This is a genomic window from Nocardioides sp. CCNWLW216 (assembly GCF_037120545.1).
GTDB lineage: Bacteria > Actinomycetota > Actinomycetes > Propionibacteriales > Nocardioidaceae > Nocardioides > Nocardioides lianchengensis.
In genome coordinates this window covers 57,307-74,338 of sequence record NZ_JBBBBJ010000007.1, presented here as the reverse complement: position 1 = coordinate 74,338, position 17,032 = coordinate 57,307, and the positions used below count along the sequence as shown (strand labels likewise).

Below are 17,032 nucleotides of genomic sequence, written 5' to 3'. Positions count from 1 at the left end.
GGCGGGGTTTCCGCCTTCCGGGGCGCGGGAACTGGCCCTCCGAGAGGAAGGACCGGCGCGGTGACCGATGGCTCCACGTCCCGCCACCGTTGGGGGTGGGCACTGATCCTCCTCGGCGCGCTTCTCGTCGTCGTCGGCGCCGTGGGCGTGGTCAACCCCTTCGGCCTGGTCTGGGTCGCGCGGCTGCTCGACCACCCCTACCCGATGGGCGTCGCCGCCGCCCTGCTCGTCACCGTCGGCATCCGACTCCGGCTCGACCGGGTCCTGACCCGGCTCGCCCTCGGCTCGATCTGCCTGGCGGCGGGCCTGGGCTGGGGTGCGGCGTGGCTGGTCTCCCCCGGCGAGGACGGGGCGGTCGCGACGTCGCCGGCGCCCGACCGCGCCGAGTACGAGGCCGTCGTACGCGAGGCGGGCAGCGACGACGAGCCCGCCTGGCGGGTGTCAGTGCGCCAGACCGGCTCCTTGCTGGCCCGGGAATGGCCGGTCGGGTGCGCGAAGAGCGGCCTCCCGGAGGAGGCGTTCGACCGGGTCCGCTGGGCCGGGCCGGACCTGCTGGTGGTCGAGTTGGGCGAGCGGTCGCTGCAGGTCGACGTCGACCCCGCTACCGGGCGCCCCCAGCGCGGCACCGGCCCGGGCTGGACCCGCTGCTGAGTGCGCTCAGGCCCAGTCGGCGTAGTTCTGGAGGGTCAACGCCGGCACCCGCGCGGCCGGCGTACCGGCCCACAGCTCGCGGAAGCGTCGCGCGTAGGCCCGGCGCAGCCCGTGCAGGAGCCGGGGTACGGCGGGCAGCCGGGCCAGCACGGTCGCCCGGGTCCGGGCGTCCGCCCCGTCGACCAGCCAGTGCACCTCCAGCGGCGACCGCTCGTGCTGGCGGTGCCACGACGCCCACTGCGCCGGCGACAGGCTCCGGGACGCCGCCGGGACGAGCTCGGCCTCCTCGCGCTCGAGGTGCGGCAGCAGCACGGAGTCGAGCTCGGTCAGCGCGTGCAGCAGCACCTCGCTGCCGGCGCCGTCGCGGTACTCGCGCGCGGCCTCCTCGAGCAGTCCCACGGCCGGGGAGATGGCACCGTGCTCGGCGTCGACCGTCGCGACCAGCGGCGCCACCGCCGGGTCGTGGCGCACGACCAGCGGGTAGAGCGCGTCCTCGGCCTCGTGGTGACGGTGCAGCGCGCCCATCAGCCAGAGGACGTGGTCCCCGAGCGCCGTACGGCGGACACCGGAAGCGCCGTCGGCGACGACGATCCGGGTCCGGACCAGGTCACGCCGGAAGGCCGCGTGGGCCGTCCGGATCATCGAGGGGTCGGCCGTGGGAGCTGCCTCGGTCGCCATGGCCCGAGTCTCGGGGGCCGAGGTCGAGCGCCGTCAGCGAACAGATCACGATCAGGCCTCGATGACGACCGGGATGATCATCGGCCGGCGCCGGTGGGCGGTGTTGACCCAGCGACCGACGACCCGTCGTACGGTCTGCTGCAGCTGGTAGGCGTCGGTGTTGCCCTCGGCGATCGCCTGGTCGAGGGCGTTGATGATCGGCTGCTTGATCTCGTCGAAGGACGCATGGTCGAGCGCGTTGCCGCGGGCGTGGATCTCGGGCCCGGCGGCGACCTTGCCGCTGACCGAGTCGACCACGACGATGATGGAGATGAAGCCCTCCTCGCCGAGGATCCGGCGGTCCTTGAGGTCGGACTCGGTGACGTCGCCGACCGACGAGCCGTCGACGAAGACGTTGCCGCACTCGACCTTGCCGACGATCCTGGCCACGCCGTCGACCAGGTCGACGACGACGCCGTCCTCGGCGATGACGACGTTCTCGACCCCGGTGGCCCGGGCCAGGTCGGCGTTGGCCAGCATGTGCCGGATCTCGCCGTGCACCGGCAGCACGTTGCGGGGCTGGACGATGTTGTAGCAGTAGAGCAGCTCGCCGGCGCTCGCGTGACCGGAGACGTGCACCATCGCGTTGCCCTTGTGGACGACCTTCGCGCCCCAGCGGGCCAGTCCGTTGATCACGCGGTAGACGGCGTTCTCGTTGCCGGGGATCAGGCTGGAGGCGAGCAGGACGGTGTCGCCCTCCTCGATGTGCACGAAGTTGTGGTTGCGCTGGGCGATCCGGCTCAGCGCGCTCATCGGCTCACCCTGCGAGCCGGTCGAGATCAGCACGACCCGCTCGGGCGGCAGGGTGGCCAGCTCCTTGGCCTCGACCAGCACGCCCTCGGGCACCTTCAGGTAGCCCAGGTCGCGGGCGATCGCCATGTTGCGGACCATCGAGCGGCCGACGTACGCGACCTTGCGCCGGTGGGCGACCGCGGCGTCCAGGACCTGCTGGACGCGGTGCACGTGGGAGGCGAAGCAGGCGACGATGATCCGCTGCTGGGACTCGCGGAAGACCTGGTCGATGACCGGCGTGATCTTCTTCTCCGACGGGGTGAAGCCCGGCGTCTCGGCGTTGGTCGAGTCGGTCAGGAAGAGGTCGACGCCCTCCTCCCCCAGCCTCGCGAACGCGCGCAGGTCGGTGATCCGGCCGTCGAGCGGCAGCTGGTCCATCTTGAAGTCGCCGGTGTGCAGCACCATCCCGGCGCCGGTGCGGATCGCCACGGCGAGCGCGTCCGGGATGGAGTGGTTGACCGCGACGAACTCCAGGTCGAACGGCCCGAAGGTGAGCTTCTGGCCCTCCTTGACCTTGTGGTGCACGGTCTCGCGCAGCCGGTGCTCGCGCAGCTTGCTGTCGAGCAGCGCCAGGGTCAGCTCGGACCCGACGAGCGGGATGTCCTGCCGCTCGCGCAGGAGGTACGGCGTCGCACCGATGTGGTCCTCGTGCCCGTGGGTCAGCACCAGGGCCTCGACGTCGTCGAGCCGGTCCCGGATCGAGCTCCAGTCCGGCAGGATCAGGTCGACACCGGGCTGGTGGTCCTCGGGGAAGAGCACGCCGCAGTCGACGATGAGGATGCGGCCGTCGTACTCGAAGGCGGTCATGTTCCGACCGACCTCGCCGAGCCCGCCGAAGGCGGTGACCCGAAGCCCTCCCTTCGGCAGTGCCGGCGGCGTGGAGAGCTCGGGATGAGGGTGACTCACAGGACGTCCTTTACAAGAGGCCGGCGGCCGTCAGCCCCTCCCTCAGAGCGGCGACCTCCGCGTCGTCCAGGGCCGCGAGCGGCGACCGGACGTTGCGGTTGTCGAGCACCCCGAGGATCTGGAGCCCGGCCTTGGCGGTGGTGGCTCCGTAGTTGGCGACGCCCATGACGGCGTCGATCGCGGGGAGCAGGCGCGTGAAGATGTCGAGGGCAGCGACGTGGTCGCCCGCCCAGTAGGAGTCGGCCATCGCCTTCAGCTGGTCGCCGGCGACGTGGCCGACGACGCTGACGAACCCGACGGCACCGTGCGCGAGCCAGCCGAGGTTGGCCTCGTCGTCGCCGGAGTAGACCGCGTAGCCCAGCTCGCGGATCCGCACCCCGCGTGCGAAGTCGCCGACCGCGTCCTTGACCGCGACGACCTGCTCCCAGGAGATGGCCTGCTCGTAGGTCTCCAGCGCGATGGTCGAGCCGGTACGGCCCGGGACGTCGTACAGCATGACGGGGAGCTCGGCCGCGTCCACCACCTGGCGGAAGTGCTCGAGGATGCCCCGCTGGCCGGGCTTGTTGTAGTACGGCGTCACGAGGAGTACGCCGTCCGCGCCGTTCTTGCGGGCCTGCTGGGCCAGCAGCGTGGACGTGCGGGTGTCGTTGGTACCGATGCCGGCCACCAACGTGATGTCGCCACCGACCGCGTCGCGCACGGCCGCCAGAACCTCGCCGTCCTCGTCCGTCGTCGTCGTCGGCGACTCCCCGGTGGTGCCCGACACGACGAGCCCGTCGTTGCCGTGCGCCACGAGGTGCCGCGCGATCCGCGCGGTCGCGTCGAGGTCCACGGAACCGTCGTCGTGGAAGGCGGTGGCCATCGCCGTGAGCACGTGACCGAAGGGCGCCTCGGGCGCGGAGGTGGTGCCGGACGTCATGGGAGCCAGGCTATCCCTCCCCCGCCCCCGATCACCGCATCCGCCCCAGCAGTCCCCTCCAGCACTTCCCCTCCGGTGGTTCCCTCCGGTGGTCGAGCAGTGAAGGACGAAGTCCTGAACGCCCGTCGAGACCCCCGCAACCAACAAGCAACCTCCGGCAGGTCGGCCCCCGCCGCCGGTCCCTGCCTCCGGTGGTCGAGCAGTGAAGGACGAAGTCCTGAACGCCCGTCGAGACCCCCGCAACCAACAAGCGACCTCGCGGTAGGCCGGTCCCTGCCGAGGCGTCTGCTCGGTGCACCAGGTCGGTTCAAAGACTTTTTACAGAGACAAGGGGGCTCACCGTCCACTGTGATCAAGGGCCATCACGAGCCTGCTTCTAGCTTTCGGACTCTTCGGGTCGACCGTTCGAACAAGGCTGTGAACAACCCCCACATTCGATTACCTGTTCGACTAGAATGAAGGCATGGCTCGGGACCTCGACGACTGCGACACCGTACCCGCGGTGCTCGCCTTCGTGCGCGCCCGACGCACCGTGCAGCTCCAGGCCGAGGCCGACCAGCTCGCCGCCGCTGTCACCTGGGCGGGCATGCACTCCACCGACTCCCTGCACGATGCCGCCGCGGTGTGGATCCCCGGCTGCGAGGACGAGATGGCCATCGCGGGCCCCGGCGCACCCCTCATCGCTGAGTTCTCGGTGTTGGAGTTCTCCGCTGCGCTGGGGATGTCGTCGGACTCGGGGCGGATCTACCTCGGCCACGCCGTCGAGCTCGCCCACCGCCTCCCCAGGGTCTACGAACGCGTCCAGTCCCTCGACCTCCCGGTCTGGAAGGCCCGCCGGATCGCCGCGGAGACCATCGACCTCCCTGAGGACGGCGCCGAGTTCGTCGACACCCACGTCGCCGCAACCGCGCACAAGATCTCCATCGCCCAACTCGACCGCACCATCGAAGAAGCGCGGACCCGTTTCGACCCCGAGGCCGCGGCCCAGCGGGCGCGGGATGCGGCCGAGGTGCGGCACTTCGACATCGAGGTCCAGCAGGTCTCCTACGACGGCCACGTCGAGGTCCGCGGAACCCTGGATCTGGTCGACGCACTGGATCTGGAGGACGCGGTCGCTCGGGGTGCGACCCACCTCGGCACCATCGCCGACGGGCTGTCGCTCGACGTACGCCGGTCCATCGCGGTCGGTGACCTCGCCCGACGCCAGCTCACCCTCGACCTCAACGCCGAGCCCGACCCCGACCGGAAGCGACCCCGCCAGGTCGTCGTGCACGTGCACCTCGCGGACGCCGCGATCGCGCGGGTCGAGAACACCCGGTCGATGATCTCGGTGGAGCAGGTGAAGGGCTGGTGTCAGGACGGAGACAGCCAGGTCGTCATCAAGCCCGTGATCGACCTGGCCGACCACGTCCACGTGGACGCCTACGAGGTCCCCGACCGGCTCAAAGAACGCCAGGCCCTGCTTCAACACTCCTGCGTCTTCCCGTGGTGCCGACGCAGGGCCAGGTCCTGCGACCACGACCACAGCGACCCCGCCTCGAACGGCGGCGCCACGTGCGACTGCAACATCGCCCCACTCTGTCGACGACATCACCGCGCCAAGACCCACACGCGCTGGCGCTACGACAAGGTCGACGACACCACCTTCATCTGGCGATCACCCAACGGACTGATCTTCCGACGCGACCACACCGGCACCACCACCCCGCAGCCCTGACCGAGAACCCTCGGCAGGGCTACGGACGCGCCCACGCGACCAGGTCGTGGAGCCAGGCGTCGAGGCGGGTCAGCTGCTCGTGCCGGCCGAACAGTGCCTGCCTCCCCGGAGGAGGCAGGAACCCGACGGCGTCCATGACGAACCAGTGCGGGTGCGGCGCGTCCGTCGCGACGTCGCCGTACGCCTCGACGAAGGCGCGGGCCCGGTCCGGGCCGAGGTCGAGCGCGAGGTTCGTGGCCGCGTGCGCGGCGTCGAGCCAGGCGGGGCCGGTCGACGCCTCGACCCAGTCGACGACGCCCGAGATCGTCCCGCCGCGCCACAGCAGGTTGCGGTGGCTGAAGTCGCGGTGCAGGAAGGTCGAGACGTACGGCGGAGCCTCGCCGGCGAGCAGGTCGAACGCGCGCTCCCAGGAGGCCGGGTGGGCCGTCCAGGACGGGACCACCCTCTTCGCCTCCCACGCCCAGGACTGGAAGGTCCGGAACGGAACCGCAGGACGGACCGCGTGGATCACGGCCAGCGCCTCAGCCATCGCCGCGAGGGCGCCGTCGTCCAGGTGACGAGCCGGCACACCCGGCAGGCGGGTCATCAGGTGGGCGGCCACGCCCGCCGAGTCGCCGGCGGCATCCAGCGCGATGCTCTGCGGGGCGGGCACGGGGGTCGAGGCCAGGTCGTGCATCGCCTGCCGCTCACGACGCGTCAGCTCGGCCCCGTGGTGGCGCCACGGCTCCTCGGTCATCAGCCTCAGCACGGCCCGCGTGCCGTCCCCGGCAGAGATCGCCAGCATCGTGGACGTGAGGCCGCCGGTCAGCTCGTCGACGTCGACGACGGGCGCACCCAGGACCGTCGCCGCCCAGTTCAGGGCCTCGACGCGAGGGTCCGACACGCCCGGCACGAGCCTTCGCTCAGACGTGCGGCATGACCTCGGCGGCGACCAGGCGCAGGTGGTCGAGATCTGCGAGGTCGAGGACTTGGAGGTAGACCCGCTCGGCGCCGAGGGCGGCGTACCGGCTGATCTTGTCGACGACCTCCTGCGGGGTGCCGGCGAGGCCGTTCTCGCGGAGCTCGTCGGGCTCGCGCCCGATGGCGGCGGCACGGCGGGTCACCTCGGCCTCGTCGGCGCCTACGCAAAGAACAAGCGCGTTCGACCAGGTCATCGTGGCGGGGTCGCGGTCGATCGCCTCGCAGGCGGCGGCGACCCGGGCGAACTGGGCCTCGGTGGTCGCCTCGTCGACGAAGGGCAGGTTGAACTCGTCGGCGTACGACGCCGCGAGGGCCGGCGTGCGCTTCTTGCCGAGGCCGCCGATCAGGACGGGCGGCTTGGCCTGGGTCGGCTTGGGCAGACCGGGCGAGTCCGCCACCTGGTAGTGCGTGCCGTCGAAGCTGAAGCCGCCCGAGGTCGCCCACAGGCCGGTGATGATCGCGAGCTGCTCCTCGAACCGGTCGAAGCGCTCACCGGTCGAGGGGAACGGGATGCCGTACTTGGTGTGCTCGGCCTCGAACCAGCCGGCGCCGATGCCAAGCTCGACCCGGCCGCCGCTCATCTGGTCGACGTTGGCGACGCTGATGGCCAGCGGCCCGGGGTGACGGAAGGTCGCGCTCGTCATCATGGTGCCGAGTCGGATGGACGAGGTCTCGCGGGCCAGACCGGCGAGCGTGATCCAGGCGTCGCTGGGGCCGGGTAGTCCCTCGGTGCCCATGCCGAGGTAGTGGTCGGAGCGGAAGAACGCCCCGAACCCCAGCTCCTCGGCCTCGAGGGCCACGGCGAGGAGGTCGTCGTACGTCGCGCCCTGCTGAGGCTCGGTGAAGATGCGCAGCTCCATGCGGACCAGCCTGGCAGACCGCTGCGCGTCAGCCGTCGGCGCTCCCCACGATCGCGCGCACCAGGCGCTCCAGCTCGGTGCGCAGCAGGTCGACGTCGCGGGTGATCAGCGGCTCCCCGGGCACCAGCGAGCGCAGGAGGGTGACCCCCGAGAAGAGGGCGAAGAGCAGCTCGGCGCGCAGCTGCGCCGTGGCCGGATCGAGCGACGGGTCGGCCCACGAGCGCCGCAGCCGGTCGATGACCGCGATCAGTGCCTCCTGGCGCAGCCCGCTCACCCGCTCCTCCCCCGCGCCGGAGCCACGGATCAGGAGCAGCAGCGGGTGCTCGTGACCGAACTCCGCCCACGCGTCGGGCGCGAGGCTCGCGATCATCGACTCCACGATGGCGTCGGGCGCGAGGTCCGATCCGTCGTCGAGCACGTCCGAGGACTCCTCGACGACCGCCGCGAAGAGGCCGTCCTTGGAGCCGAAGTAGCGGGAGATCAGCGAGACGTTGACGCCGGCGTCGGCCGCGATGTCCCGGGTGGTGGTGCGCTCGTAGCCGAGCACCGTGAACCGCCTCCGGGCCGCCCGCAGCAGGGCGGCGCGGGTCGCCTCGGCGTCGCGCGGACGACGGGGCGAGACGGGCGGCGGTGACGGGTTCACCCCGTCATCATGCCCGATGTAATCGCTCGTTTGACAAGTTGACCACGTCATCCATAGCGTTCATGTCAACGCCTGTTTACATATTCCGGAAGGACCCGATGAGCCACCCACCCGCCCCGTCGCCGATGCGCGCCAACCTCGAGATCGCCGCGATCGGCCTCGGCGCCCTGATGGCGTCGCTCTCGCAGACGCTGATCATCCCGGTGCTCCCGGTCATCGAGACCGACATCGGCGCCTCGACCACCCAGTCGTCCTGGCTGCTCACCTCGACCCTGCTGGTCGGCGCGGTGGCCGTCCCGATCATCAGCCGGCTCGCCGACATGTTCGGCCGCCGCCGGATGCTGCTGGTCGCCCTGCTGTCGCTGGCCGCGGGCTCGCTCATCGACGCGCTCACGACCGACCCGACCGTGATGATCGTGGGCCGCGCCCTGTGCGGGCTCTCGGGCGCGTCGATCCCGCTCGGCATCAGCCTCCTCCACACCCAACTGCCGCCCGCCCGGCGCGGCTCTGCCACCGCGCTGATCAGCGCGATGCTCGGCATCGGCGGCGCGCTGGGCCTGCCGCTGGCCGGCCTGCTCGCCGACAACGTCGACTACCACGTGCTGTTCTGGATCGGCGCGGTCGGCGCGGCCGTCAGCGCCGCCCTCGTCGTAGCCCTGGTCGACGAACCGGCCGTCGGCGACCCCGGACGGATCGACTGGTCGGGCATGGTCCTGCTCGCCGGCGGGCTGGTCGCCCTGGTGCTGCCTCTCTCCCAAGCCTCGAGCTGGGGCTGGGGCTCGGCGAGGACCGTCGGCCTGCTCGTGCTGTCGGTGCTGCTGCTCGGCCTCCTCGTCGTCGTCGAGCGCCGCGTCCGCAACCCGCTGGTCGACATGCGCACCCTCGGCCGGCCCCCGATCGTGATCACCAACGTCGCCTCGCTGTTCTTCGGCTTCGCGCTCTTCGCGAGCTTCGTCGGCACCGCGACCTACGTGCAGATGCCCGAGGAGACCGGGTACGGCTTCGGCTCCTCGGTGCTGACCGCCGGCCTGTGCCTGCTGCCCAGCGGCATCCTGATGCTGGTCCTGGCCCCGGTCACGGCCCGGTTGATCGGCTCCTGGGGTCCCGGCCGGGTGCTCGCGGTCGCCGGTCTGATCCTGACCGGTGGCCTGTTGCTGCGCATCGTGCTGGTCGGCGAGCTGTGGCACGTCGTCCTCGGTACGGCGATCATCGGCGCGGGCACGGGCATCGGCTACGCGAGCCTTCCGGCGCTCATCAACGCGCACACCCCGGAGCGCGAGCTGGCCGCGGCCAACGGCATCAACACCCTGGCCCGCTCGCTCGGCAGCACCCTGGCCAGCGCCCTCGGCGGCACCCTGCTCGCGTCGTTCACGGTCAGCGTCGCCGCGCTGGGCGGGGCGGAGCTCCCGTCGCTGACCGCCTACCGGGTGCTCTTCGGGATCTGCGCGGGCGCGGCGTTCCTGGCCAGCCTGGCCGGGCTCGCGCTGGCGTCGCCGAAGGTCGACAGCCCGCAGACGCAGGAGCGGCAGCCGGTCAGCTGACCCGGAGTCGTCGCGCGACCAGGCGCCGGGGCCGCCCGACCGACGTCCCGATCGCCGCGCCGAGCACCGGGCACAGCACGCTGCTCACGACGGTCCCGGACACGGTCGGCAACGCGACGAACAGGACGCCCACGGCCGCGAGTGCCGCGGCCAGGCCCTGCGTCGTGGCCAGCACGGTGGCCCGCCAGGCGATCCGCCAGGCCCGGCTCTCGCCGCCCGCCTCGGGCAGCGGGAGCCGGGCGAGGTGGTCGCCCATCAGGTGCGCCACGAGAAGGAAGCCGGCGTACCCGCCTGGGAGCCACCAGGCGCGGTCCTCCTGCGCGACCGCGGCGCCGAGGCCGAGCAGCACGAGCAGGAGCGGGGCGCCGTACCGGAGCAGCGGGCTGAGCAGCTCGGTGCCGCCGGCCAGGCCGGGACCGGAGTCGTGGGGACCGCGCTCGCCGGCCACCTGGTCGGCGAGCACGACCAGCACCACGGCGAGACCGGCCAGCGGGAGCGCGATCACGAGACCGCCGATCGCGTCGGTGACCTGGGTGGCGAGGCCCACCACCGTGACGACGACGGCCGGCGCGACGACGACGGCGCGCGACCGGACCAGCCGCTCGAGGCGTCCGTCCAGGTCGGGTACGTCGGCACCCGGGACCACGACGCCGAGCTCGCGGGCGAAGGCCCTCCCGCGCTCGCGACGACGGTACGCACGCCGGGGCGTCGACGGTCCCGGGGCGGCGGTCATGGCGGCAGCGTAGGCGTCGACGGGCTCAGGAGCGGGAGAGGTGCACGACCTCGAAGCCGTCGTGCACCTCCCGGTCGACCTCGACCCACGCGGTGCGGTCGAAGTCCGGGTAGTGCACGTCGCCCTCCGGCTCCAGCGGGATCTCGGACAGCACCTGCTCGGTGGCGACGCTCAGCGCGGCGGCGTACACCTGGGCGCCGCCGGCGACCATCACGTCGCCCGGGAGGTCGTCGGCGAGCGCGAGCGCGGCGTCGAGGTCGTGGGCGACGAGCACGCCCTCGGCCGTCCAGCCCGGGTCGCGGGTCAACACGATGGTGGTGCGACCGGGCAGCGGCCGGCCGATGGACTCGTACGTCGTGCGGCCCATCACCAGCACGTGGCCCATGGTGAGCCGCTTGAAGACGGCCTGCTCCCCCGGGACCCGCCAGGGGATGTCCGGCCCGTTCCCGATCACCCCGTTGCGGGCGACGGCGGCGACCAACACCACGCGTCGGGGCGTGCCCCGGCTCATACGGCGATCGGCGCCTTGATGCCGGGGTGCGGGTCGTAGCCCTCGAGCCGCAGGTGCTCCAGGTCGAAGGCGTCGAGCTCGGTCACCGACCGGTCGAGGTGGAGCGTCGGGAGCGGACGCGGCTCGCGAGTCAGCTGGAGCGCGGCCTGGTCGAGGTGGTTGAGGTAGAGGTGGGCGTCGCCGAAAGTGTGCACGAAGTCGCCGACCTCCAGCCCGGTCACCTGGGCGACCATGTGGGTCAATAGGGCGTACGACGCGATGTTGAACGGCACGCCCAGGAAGACGTCGGCGGAGCGCTGGTAGAGCTGGCAGCTGAGCCTGCCCGGCCCGAACTCCTGCGGGGCGACGTAGAACTGGAACATGGTGTGGCAGGGCGCGAGCGCCATGTCCGGGAGGTCGGCGACGTTCCACGCACTGACCAGGTGGCGGCGCGAGTCGGGGTTGGTGCGGATCTGCTCGACGACCTGCGCGATCTGGTCGACGTGCCGCCCGTCGGGCGTCGGCCACGAGCGCCACTGGTAGCCGTAGACCGGGCCGAGGTCGCCGTTGTCGTCGGCCCACTCGTCCCAGATCGTCACACCGCGGTCCTGGAGCCACTTCACGTTGGTGTCGCCGCGCAGGAACCACAGCAGCTCGGCGAACACCGAGCGGGTGTGCACCTTCTTGGTCGTGACGAGCGGGAAGCCCTCGCTCAGGTCGAACCGGAGCTGGTGACCGAAGACCGAGCGGGTGCCGGTGCCGGTGCGGTCGCTCTTCTCGACACCCTCGTCGAGGACCCGGCGGAGAAGATCGAGGTAGGCCTGCACGGGCCCAGCCTAGGCGTCGAGACCGACGGTGCCGACGATGGTGGTCCGGGTGTCGCCTCCCACCCACACCTCCTGCCCCTCGCGCCTCACGTGCACCCGACCGGCCCGGCCGAGCACCGTCCCCTGGCCCGCGACGTACGACGAGGGCAGCCTCGAGCCGGCCAGCCACTGGCCGATCCCCGCGTTGAGCGAGCCGGTGACCGGGTCCTCCGCCGGGCCGTAGCCGGGGCAGAACGCCCGGACCTCGATGGCTAGCGGGCCCTCGTCGTACGGGCCGACGACGCCGATCTTCAGGTCGCCGAAGGCTGCGAAGTCGGGGTCCAGCGCGAGCACGGCGTCCGCCGAGTCGAGCAGCACGCCCACCCAGCCCGGCCCGTTGTCGATCCAGGTCGACTCGACGACGGCCGACTCCGGCAGCCGCAGCGCCCGACCGATCGCGCCGAGGTCGGTGGCGGAGACCGGCCCCGACCGGGTCAGCGGCGGGGCCTGGAAGGAGAGCCGGCCGGCCTCGTCGCGGCGCAGCCGCACCAGCCCGGCGCCGCACTCCTGGACGACGTCGTCCCCCGCCGGCACGCCGCCGGCCTCGAGCCAGGCGTGCGCGCTGCCGAGGGTCGGGTGTCCGGCGAACGGGAGCTCCCCGCCCGGCGTCCAGATCCGCAGCCGGTAGTCGGCACCGGGCATCGTCGGCGCCAGCAGGAAGGTCGTCTCGGAGAGGTTGGTCCAGCGGGCGAACGCCGCCATCGCCTCGTCGTCGAGGCCGTCCGCGTCGTGCACGACGGCGACCGGGTTGCCGAGCAGCGGAGCCGCGGAGAAGACGTCGACCTGGCGGAAGGGAAGCACGTCACGACGGTAGACGTCCGGCTCAGCGCGCGAACAGCGGGACCGGCCCCGCGGCGGGGATCCGGGTCCCGGTGGAGCAGTCCCCGGTGCCGAGCACGCAGGTGCGCAGCTCCCAGGACCCGGCCTCCGAGCGTCGACCGATGCCCGGGTCGGCGGGCTCCGGCCGGTCCGCAGGTACGACGGCGAGCACGATCGTGCCCTCGTCCGCGAGCCGGGCAGCGACCACCCGCTCCCCCGGGGCCACCCCGGTCGCCGGTCGACCACCGAGGATGTCGAGCGCGACCCGGTCGCCGCGAGCGGTGGTGACCAGCGCGAACCGCCCGTCGTCGGACAGCTCCCCGTCCTGGCCGACCTCGACGGTCCCCGGGCGCTCGCGCTGGGACCACAGCAGCACCCGTCCCCGGTCGCCCCGCAGCAGCATCGTCCCGGCCCGTACGTCGAGCAGCGGCAGCGCGCGCAGCCGGCGTGGGTCACCGTCAGGCAGCAGCACGGCGACCGACCCGTCGGTCGAGTTGTAGTAGAGCCGGTCGTCGTCGACGGCCACCGGTCGCAGGGACGTCCCCGCGACCCGTGCCGCCTCGTCGTCGCGACGGACGTCGTGGACCACCAGGTCGCCGCTGGCCCGCTCGCGCCAGACCACCAGGCCCCCTCCCGCCGAGCCGGTCAGGCCGGCGTCGGGATCGGCCCGGCCGAGAAGCTCCCGACGACCGCGCCCGTCGACCCGGACCACCCGACCGCCGGCGTCGAGGTACGCCGCCCCGCCCGGGACCTCGACGAGGTCTACGACCGGACCCGTGTCGACGACCGCCCGGCGCAGGTGCAGCTCGCCGCCGGCGACCCAGGCCACGGCGACCGGGTTGTCGGCCGCCCGGACCGGCAGCGGCGCGAGCGCCGAGGGGTCGCGTCGCTCGTCGGCACCCGACAGGGCCGGGACGACGGCGGCGGTCGCCACGGCCGCCGCGGCCAGCGCCGCCCCGACGCCGAGCGCGACCCGGCGTCGGCGTCCCGGTCGGTGCGGCACCCGCCGTCGGCGCACCTCGTCCAGCGGCGGCGCCAGCACCGGCACCGCGGCCGCGGCCCGGTCGAGGAGATCGCTCCCGGCCCGCACCGTCGCGACCCGCTCGGCCTCCGGCATCCGGTCGAGCAGCACGGCCGCGGCCACCCGGTCGGGGTCCTCCGACGACGCCGCCACCCCCACCCACCACGAGGTACGGCGCCGCTCGGTCCAGGCGGTCAGCACCGCCTCGGGGACGACGACGTCGGCGTCACCGCGGCGCACCGTGGCCGCCCACGACCTACGGCAGCGCGCGAGCCCGTCGACGACGACGTCCTCGACCAGCTCGTCAGGACAACCGAGGAGCGCGAGCTCGCGCACCAGCGCCGGCCAGCGCGCGGCGACGTACGCCGTGAAGTCGTCCTCCGGCCGCATCCGCGCTCCTCCCGACGTCGCGCCTCAGGACGCCTGGGGAAGGGGTTCGGAGCCGCCGCCGTCGCGGATCGGCGGCACCGGGACGACCATGGCTCAGGCGTGCAGCGACATCGGGCCGTAGACCTGCCGGTCCAGCTCGAAGAGCGTCACCGCGTCGACCCCCTCGGCGGCGAGGTCGGACCAGGTCTCCCCGACCCAGGACTCGGCGTCGGCCTGGCTGGGGAAGCGCTGGTCGGCAAGCTCCCCCTCGACGACGACCTCGGCGCCGGTCGCGTCCTCGAGGCGCCAGCGCCACGGGCGCTCGGCGGGCGTGGGCTGGCGGAAGGTGGGCGGCTGGTCGGGCAGGTTCACGCGTCAGTCCTCTCGCACGGACGGGTCGACGAAGGGCGGCTTCGTCAGCTGGAAGATCTCGCGGCGGCCCCGGATGTCGACCCCGACCTCGGCGTCCTCGGCCACGAACGCCGGCAGCAGCGCCAGGCCCACGCCCTTGCGCAGGGTCGGCGAGAAGGTGCCGGAGGTGACCTCGCCCAGGAGCACGTCGGCGCTCAGCGAGACCGACATGTGCGGGCGCGGGATGCCGCGCCCGGTCGCGACCAGGCCGCGCAGGACCCGCTTCGGACCCTCGGCCCGCTCGGCGAGCAGCACGTCGCGCCCCCAGAAGGCGTCCTTCTTCCAGCCGACGGCCCAGCCGAGTCGGGCCTCGTTGGGCGTGACGTCGAGGGAGATGTCCTGACCGTGCAGCGGGTAGCCCATCTCGGTGCGCAGCGTGTCGCGCGCCCCGAGCCCGCAGGCGAGCATCCCGTGCGGCTCGCCGGCGGCCACGAGCGCGTCCCACAGCGGCTCGGCGACCGCGACCGGCGCGACCAGCTCGTAGCCGCGCTCGCCGGTGTAGCCCGTGCGGCACACCACCACGGTGGCGTCCTCGAACGGCGCCTCCGCGAACGACATGTAGTCGTGGCCGACCGGCAGCCCGACCGCGGTCAGCACCTCGTCGCTGAAGCGGCCCTGGACGGCGAGCACGACGTGGTCGCGGTGCTCGTCGGTCACGGTGACGCCGTCGGGGGCGCTCGCCTCGAGCCGGCGGACGACCTCGGCGGTGTTGGCCGCGTTGGGCACCAGCAGCACCCGCTCGTCGTCGTGCCAGTAGACGATGAGGTCGTCGACGATCCCGCCGGTCTCCTCGTCGCAGCACAGCGTGTACTGGGCCTTGCCGGGCCGGATCTTGGCCAGCGAGTTGGTCAGCGTCGCGTCGACGTACGACGCCGCGCCCGGCCCGGAGACCGTGGCCTTGCCGAGGTGGCTGACGTCGAAGATGCCGACCGCCTCACGCACCGCGGTGTGCTCCTTGACCACACCGGTCGGGTACTCCAGCGGCATCGACCAGCCCCCGAACTCGGCGAACTTCGCGCCGAGTGCGGCGTGCCGGTCGTGCAGGGGCGAATGGAGCAGGGCCGGCTCGTCAACCATGGCCGGGAACCTACCCCAGCGCGCGGACTATCCTGCCCCGGTGACCTCCTACACGCTGCGCACCGCCAGCCCTGCCAAGACCCGAGCGGACGCGGTGGTGGTCGGCGTGGTCCAGGGCGCGAAGGGCGCCGACCTGGCCGCAGGCGCCGACGACGTCGCGAAGGCGTACGGCCGCAAGCTGCGTCCGCTGCTCGCGACGCTCGGCATCGCGGGCAAGGCGGGCGAGATCGTGAAGGTGCCGACCAGCGGCACGCTGTCGTCCCCGCTGCTCGTCCTGGTCGGGCTCGGGAAGGACCCCGGGCCCGCCGCCGTACGACGGGCCGCGGGCGCGGCCGCCCGCGCCGTCACCAACGCCGCCTCGGTCGCGCTGGCGCTGCCGGCCGACTCCCCCGCGCTGGTCCGGGCCGTCACCGAGGGCTGGTCGCTCGGCGGCTACACCTTCACGTCGTACAAGAAGGCGACGACGAGCACCGCGGCCGGCGACGTCGTGGTCCTCGCGCCCGGCGCCCGCAAGAAGGACGTCGTCGCCGCGTTCGAGGAGGCCCAGATCGTCGCCCGGGCCGTGGCAGCCACCCGCGACTGGGTCAACACGCCCCCGGGAGACCTCACCCCGCCGGCCTTCGCCGACGCGGTCGTCGCGGCCGGCAAGGAGCTCTCCCAGGGCCGCGGCGCCCCGAGGGTCAAGGTCACGGTGCGCGACGAGAAGGAGCTCGCCGAGCTGGGCTGCGGCGGCATCCTCGGCGTCGGGCAGGGCTCGGCCGCGCCGCCGCGGCTGGTCGAGCTGACCTACGCGCCGCGCGGCGCGAAGACCCACCTGGCCCTGGTCGGCAAGGGCATCACCTTCGACTCCGGCGGCCTGACCATCAAGCCCGCCGCCAGCATGAACGAGATGAAGTCCGACATGGCCGGTGCCGCTGCCGTCGTGCAGGCGACGTTCGCCATCGCGGCCCTCGGCCTGCCGATCAAGGTGAGCGCCTTCGCGCCGATGGCCGAGAACATGGTCTCGGGCGCCTCGGTGCGACCCGGTGACGTCCTGACCATGTACGGCGGCACCACGGTCGAGGTGCTCAACACCGACGCCGAGGGCCGCCTGGTCCTCGGGGACGCGCTGCTGCGGGCCAGCGAGACCGAGCCCGACGTCATCCTCGACGTCGCGACCCTGACCGGTCACATGGTCGTCGCCCTCGGCGACAAGATCGCCGGGGTGATGGGCGCCGACGACATCGTCGACCAGGTCCTCGCCGCCGGCCGCGCCGCCGGCGAGGAGCTCTGGCCGATGCCGATCCCCGAGCACATGGACGAGCGGATCCACAGCAGCAAGGTGGCCGACCTCGCCCAGCACGACTGGATCCGCTGGGGCGGCGGCCTGTTCGCCGGCGCGTTCCTGCGCGAGTTCACCGGCGGCCTGCCGTGGGCCCACCTCGACATCGCCGGGCCGGCCTTCGCCTCCGGCGGGCCGTCCGGCCACGTCACGTCCGGCGGCACCGGCTTCGCGGTGACCACGCTGGTCGAGTACGCCCGGACGCTGAGCGCCTGACCG

17 protein-coding genes are annotated in these 17,032 nt (G+C 73.0%); 4 read left to right on the top strand and 13 right to left on the bottom strand.

Annotated elements, in window-relative coordinates:
* Positions 1 to 60: 60 nt before the first annotated feature.
* Positions 61 to 651, top strand: coding sequence for a hypothetical protein (locus tag V7S47_RS16600; RefSeq protein WP_336562619.1), 591 nt, complete (start codon positions 61 to 63; stop codon positions 649 to 651).
* A gap of 6 nt (positions 652 to 657) precedes the next feature.
* Here V7S47_RS16600 and V7S47_RS16595 read toward each other — a convergent pair whose 3' ends face one another.
* From V7S47_RS16595 to dapA, 3 genes are read right to left on the bottom strand one after another with little or no spacing between them, the layout of a single operon-like run.
* On the bottom strand, positions 658 to 1,329 hold the full coding sequence (locus V7S47_RS16595) for a hemerythrin domain-containing protein (RefSeq protein ID WP_336562618.1): 672 nt from the start codon (positions 1,327 to 1,329) through the stop codon (positions 658 to 660).
* A gap of 51 nt (positions 1,330 to 1,380) precedes the next feature.
* Positions 1,381 to 3,066 carry a ribonuclease J gene (locus V7S47_RS16590; protein WP_336562617.1) on the bottom strand — a complete coding sequence of 562 codons (1,686 nt, stop codon included), beginning with the start codon at positions 3,064 to 3,066 and terminating at the stop codon, positions 1,381 to 1,383.
* 10 nt (positions 3,067 to 3,076) lie between these two features.
* On the bottom strand, positions 3,077 to 3,985 hold the full coding sequence (dapA, locus tag V7S47_RS16585) for a 4-hydroxy-tetrahydrodipicolinate synthase (protein ID WP_336562616.1): 909 nt from the start codon (positions 3,983 to 3,985) through the stop codon (positions 3,077 to 3,079).
* Positions 3,986 to 4,448: 463 nt separating this feature from the next.
* Here dapA and V7S47_RS16580 point away from each other — a divergent pair, with 463 nt between their 5' ends.
* On the top strand, positions 4,449 to 5,702 hold the full coding sequence (locus tag V7S47_RS16580) for an HNH endonuclease signature motif containing protein (protein WP_336562615.1): 1,254 nt from the start codon (positions 4,449 to 4,451) through the stop codon (positions 5,700 to 5,702).
* 19 nt (positions 5,703 to 5,721) lie between these two features.
* Here V7S47_RS16580 and V7S47_RS16575 read toward each other — a convergent pair whose 3' ends face one another.
* Genes V7S47_RS16575 through V7S47_RS16565 form a run of 3 tightly spaced genes read right to left on the bottom strand, consistent with a single transcriptional unit; the run spans position 5,722 to position 8,165 of the window.
* Positions 5,722 to 6,585 carry a phosphotransferase family protein gene (locus V7S47_RS16575; protein ID WP_336562614.1) on the bottom strand — a complete coding sequence of 288 codons (864 nt, stop codon included), beginning with the start codon at positions 6,583 to 6,585 and terminating at the stop codon, positions 5,722 to 5,724.
* A gap of 19 nt (positions 6,586 to 6,604) precedes the next feature.
* Positions 6,605 to 7,522: an LLM class F420-dependent oxidoreductase gene (locus V7S47_RS16570; RefSeq protein WP_336562613.1), complete on the bottom strand. Its 918-nt coding sequence runs from the start codon at positions 7,520 to 7,522 to the stop codon at positions 6,605 to 6,607.
* 28 nt (positions 7,523 to 7,550) lie between these two features.
* The gene (locus V7S47_RS16565; RefSeq protein ID WP_336562612.1) at positions 7,551 to 8,165 is read right to left on the bottom strand and encodes a TetR/AcrR family transcriptional regulator; all 615 of its coding nucleotides are present in this window, start codon (positions 8,163 to 8,165) and stop codon (positions 7,551 to 7,553) included.
* 98 nt (positions 8,166 to 8,263) lie between these two features.
* Here V7S47_RS16565 and V7S47_RS16560 point away from each other — a divergent pair, with 98 nt between their 5' ends.
* A complete protein-coding gene (locus V7S47_RS16560) occupies positions 8,264 to 9,706 on the top strand; it encodes an MFS transporter (RefSeq protein WP_336562611.1) in 1,443 nt (480 codons plus the stop codon).
* Here V7S47_RS16560 and V7S47_RS16555 read toward each other — a convergent pair.
* The 7 genes from V7S47_RS16555 to gcvT form a co-directional block, all read right to left on the bottom strand.
* Positions 9,699 to 10,439 carry a hypothetical protein gene (locus V7S47_RS16555; protein WP_336562610.1) on the bottom strand — a complete coding sequence of 247 codons (741 nt, stop codon included), beginning with the start codon at positions 10,437 to 10,439 and terminating at the stop codon, positions 9,699 to 9,701. The genes V7S47_RS16560 and V7S47_RS16555 overlap by 8 nt on opposite strands.
* A gap of 25 nt (positions 10,440 to 10,464) precedes the next feature.
* Positions 10,465 to 10,950, bottom strand: a complete 486-nt coding sequence (locus V7S47_RS16550) for a dihydrofolate reductase (RefSeq protein WP_336562609.1) — start codon at positions 10,948 to 10,950, stop codon at positions 10,465 to 10,467.
* Complete coding sequence (locus tag V7S47_RS16545) at positions 10,947 to 11,756, bottom strand: thymidylate synthase (RefSeq protein WP_336562608.1); 810 nt, start codon at positions 11,754 to 11,756, stop codon at positions 10,947 to 10,949. Before V7S47_RS16545 ends, V7S47_RS16550 begins: the two co-directional genes overlap by 4 nt.
* Before the next feature lie 9 nt (positions 11,757 to 11,765).
* A complete protein-coding gene (locus V7S47_RS16540; protein ID WP_336562607.1) occupies positions 11,766 to 12,596 on the bottom strand; it encodes a PhzF family phenazine biosynthesis protein in 831 nt (276 codons plus the stop codon).
* A gap of 22 nt (positions 12,597 to 12,618) precedes the next feature.
* Positions 12,619 to 14,025: a hypothetical protein gene (locus V7S47_RS16535; protein ID WP_336562606.1), complete on the bottom strand. Its 1,407-nt coding sequence runs from the start codon at positions 14,023 to 14,025 to the stop codon at positions 12,619 to 12,621.
* 93 nt (positions 14,026 to 14,118) lie between these two features.
* Positions 14,119 to 14,376: a hypothetical protein gene (locus V7S47_RS16530; protein WP_336562605.1), complete on the bottom strand. Its 258-nt coding sequence runs from the start codon at positions 14,374 to 14,376 to the stop codon at positions 14,119 to 14,121.
* Positions 14,377 to 14,379: 3 nt separating this feature from the next.
* On the bottom strand, positions 14,380 to 15,492 hold the full coding sequence (gene gcvT, locus V7S47_RS16525) for a glycine cleavage system aminomethyltransferase GcvT (protein WP_336562604.1): 1,113 nt from the start codon (positions 15,490 to 15,492) through the stop codon (positions 14,380 to 14,382).
* A 40-nt stretch (positions 15,493 to 15,532) separates the two neighbouring features.
* On the opposite strand from gcvT, the gene V7S47_RS16520 reads away from it, so the two are divergent.
* The gene (locus tag V7S47_RS16520; RefSeq protein ID WP_336562603.1) at positions 15,533 to 17,029 is read left to right on the top strand and encodes a leucyl aminopeptidase; all 1,497 of its coding nucleotides are present in this window, start codon (positions 15,533 to 15,535) and stop codon (positions 17,027 to 17,029) included.
* Positions 17,030 to 17,032 lie beyond the last annotated feature (3 nt).

Excerpts from the sequence above, each read along its gene's own strand:
- V7S47_RS16555 (WP_336562610.1), bottom strand. The coding sequence starts at position 10,439 with ATGACCGCCGCCCCGGGACCGTCGACGCCCCGGCGTGCGTACCGTCGT.
- dapA (WP_336562616.1), bottom strand. The coding sequence starts at position 3,985 with ATGACGTCCGGCACCACCTCCGCGCCCGAGGCGCCCTTCGGTCACGTG.
- V7S47_RS16570 (WP_336562613.1), bottom strand. The coding sequence starts at position 7,522 with ATGGAGCTGCGCATCTTCACCGAGCCTCAGCAGGGCGCGACGTACGAC.
- V7S47_RS16580 (WP_336562615.1), top strand. The coding sequence starts at position 4,449 with ATGGCTCGGGACCTCGACGACTGCGACACCGTACCCGCGGTGCTCGCC.
- V7S47_RS16550 (WP_336562609.1), bottom strand. The coding sequence starts at position 10,950 with ATGAGCCGGGGCACGCCCCGACGCGTGGTGTTGGTCGCCGCCGTCGCC.
- V7S47_RS16595 (WP_336562618.1), bottom strand. The coding sequence starts at position 1,329 with ATGGCGACCGAGGCAGCTCCCACGGCCGACCCCTCGATGATCCGGACG.
- V7S47_RS16535 (WP_336562606.1), bottom strand. The coding sequence starts at position 14,025 with ATGCGGCCGGAGGACGACTTCACGGCGTACGTCGCCGCGCGCTGGCCG.
- V7S47_RS16560 (WP_336562611.1), top strand. The coding sequence starts at position 8,264 with ATGAGCCACCCACCCGCCCCGTCGCCGATGCGCGCCAACCTCGAGATC.
- gcvT (WP_336562604.1), bottom strand. The coding sequence starts at position 15,492 with ATGGTTGACGAGCCGGCCCTGCTCCATTCGCCCCTGCACGACCGGCAC.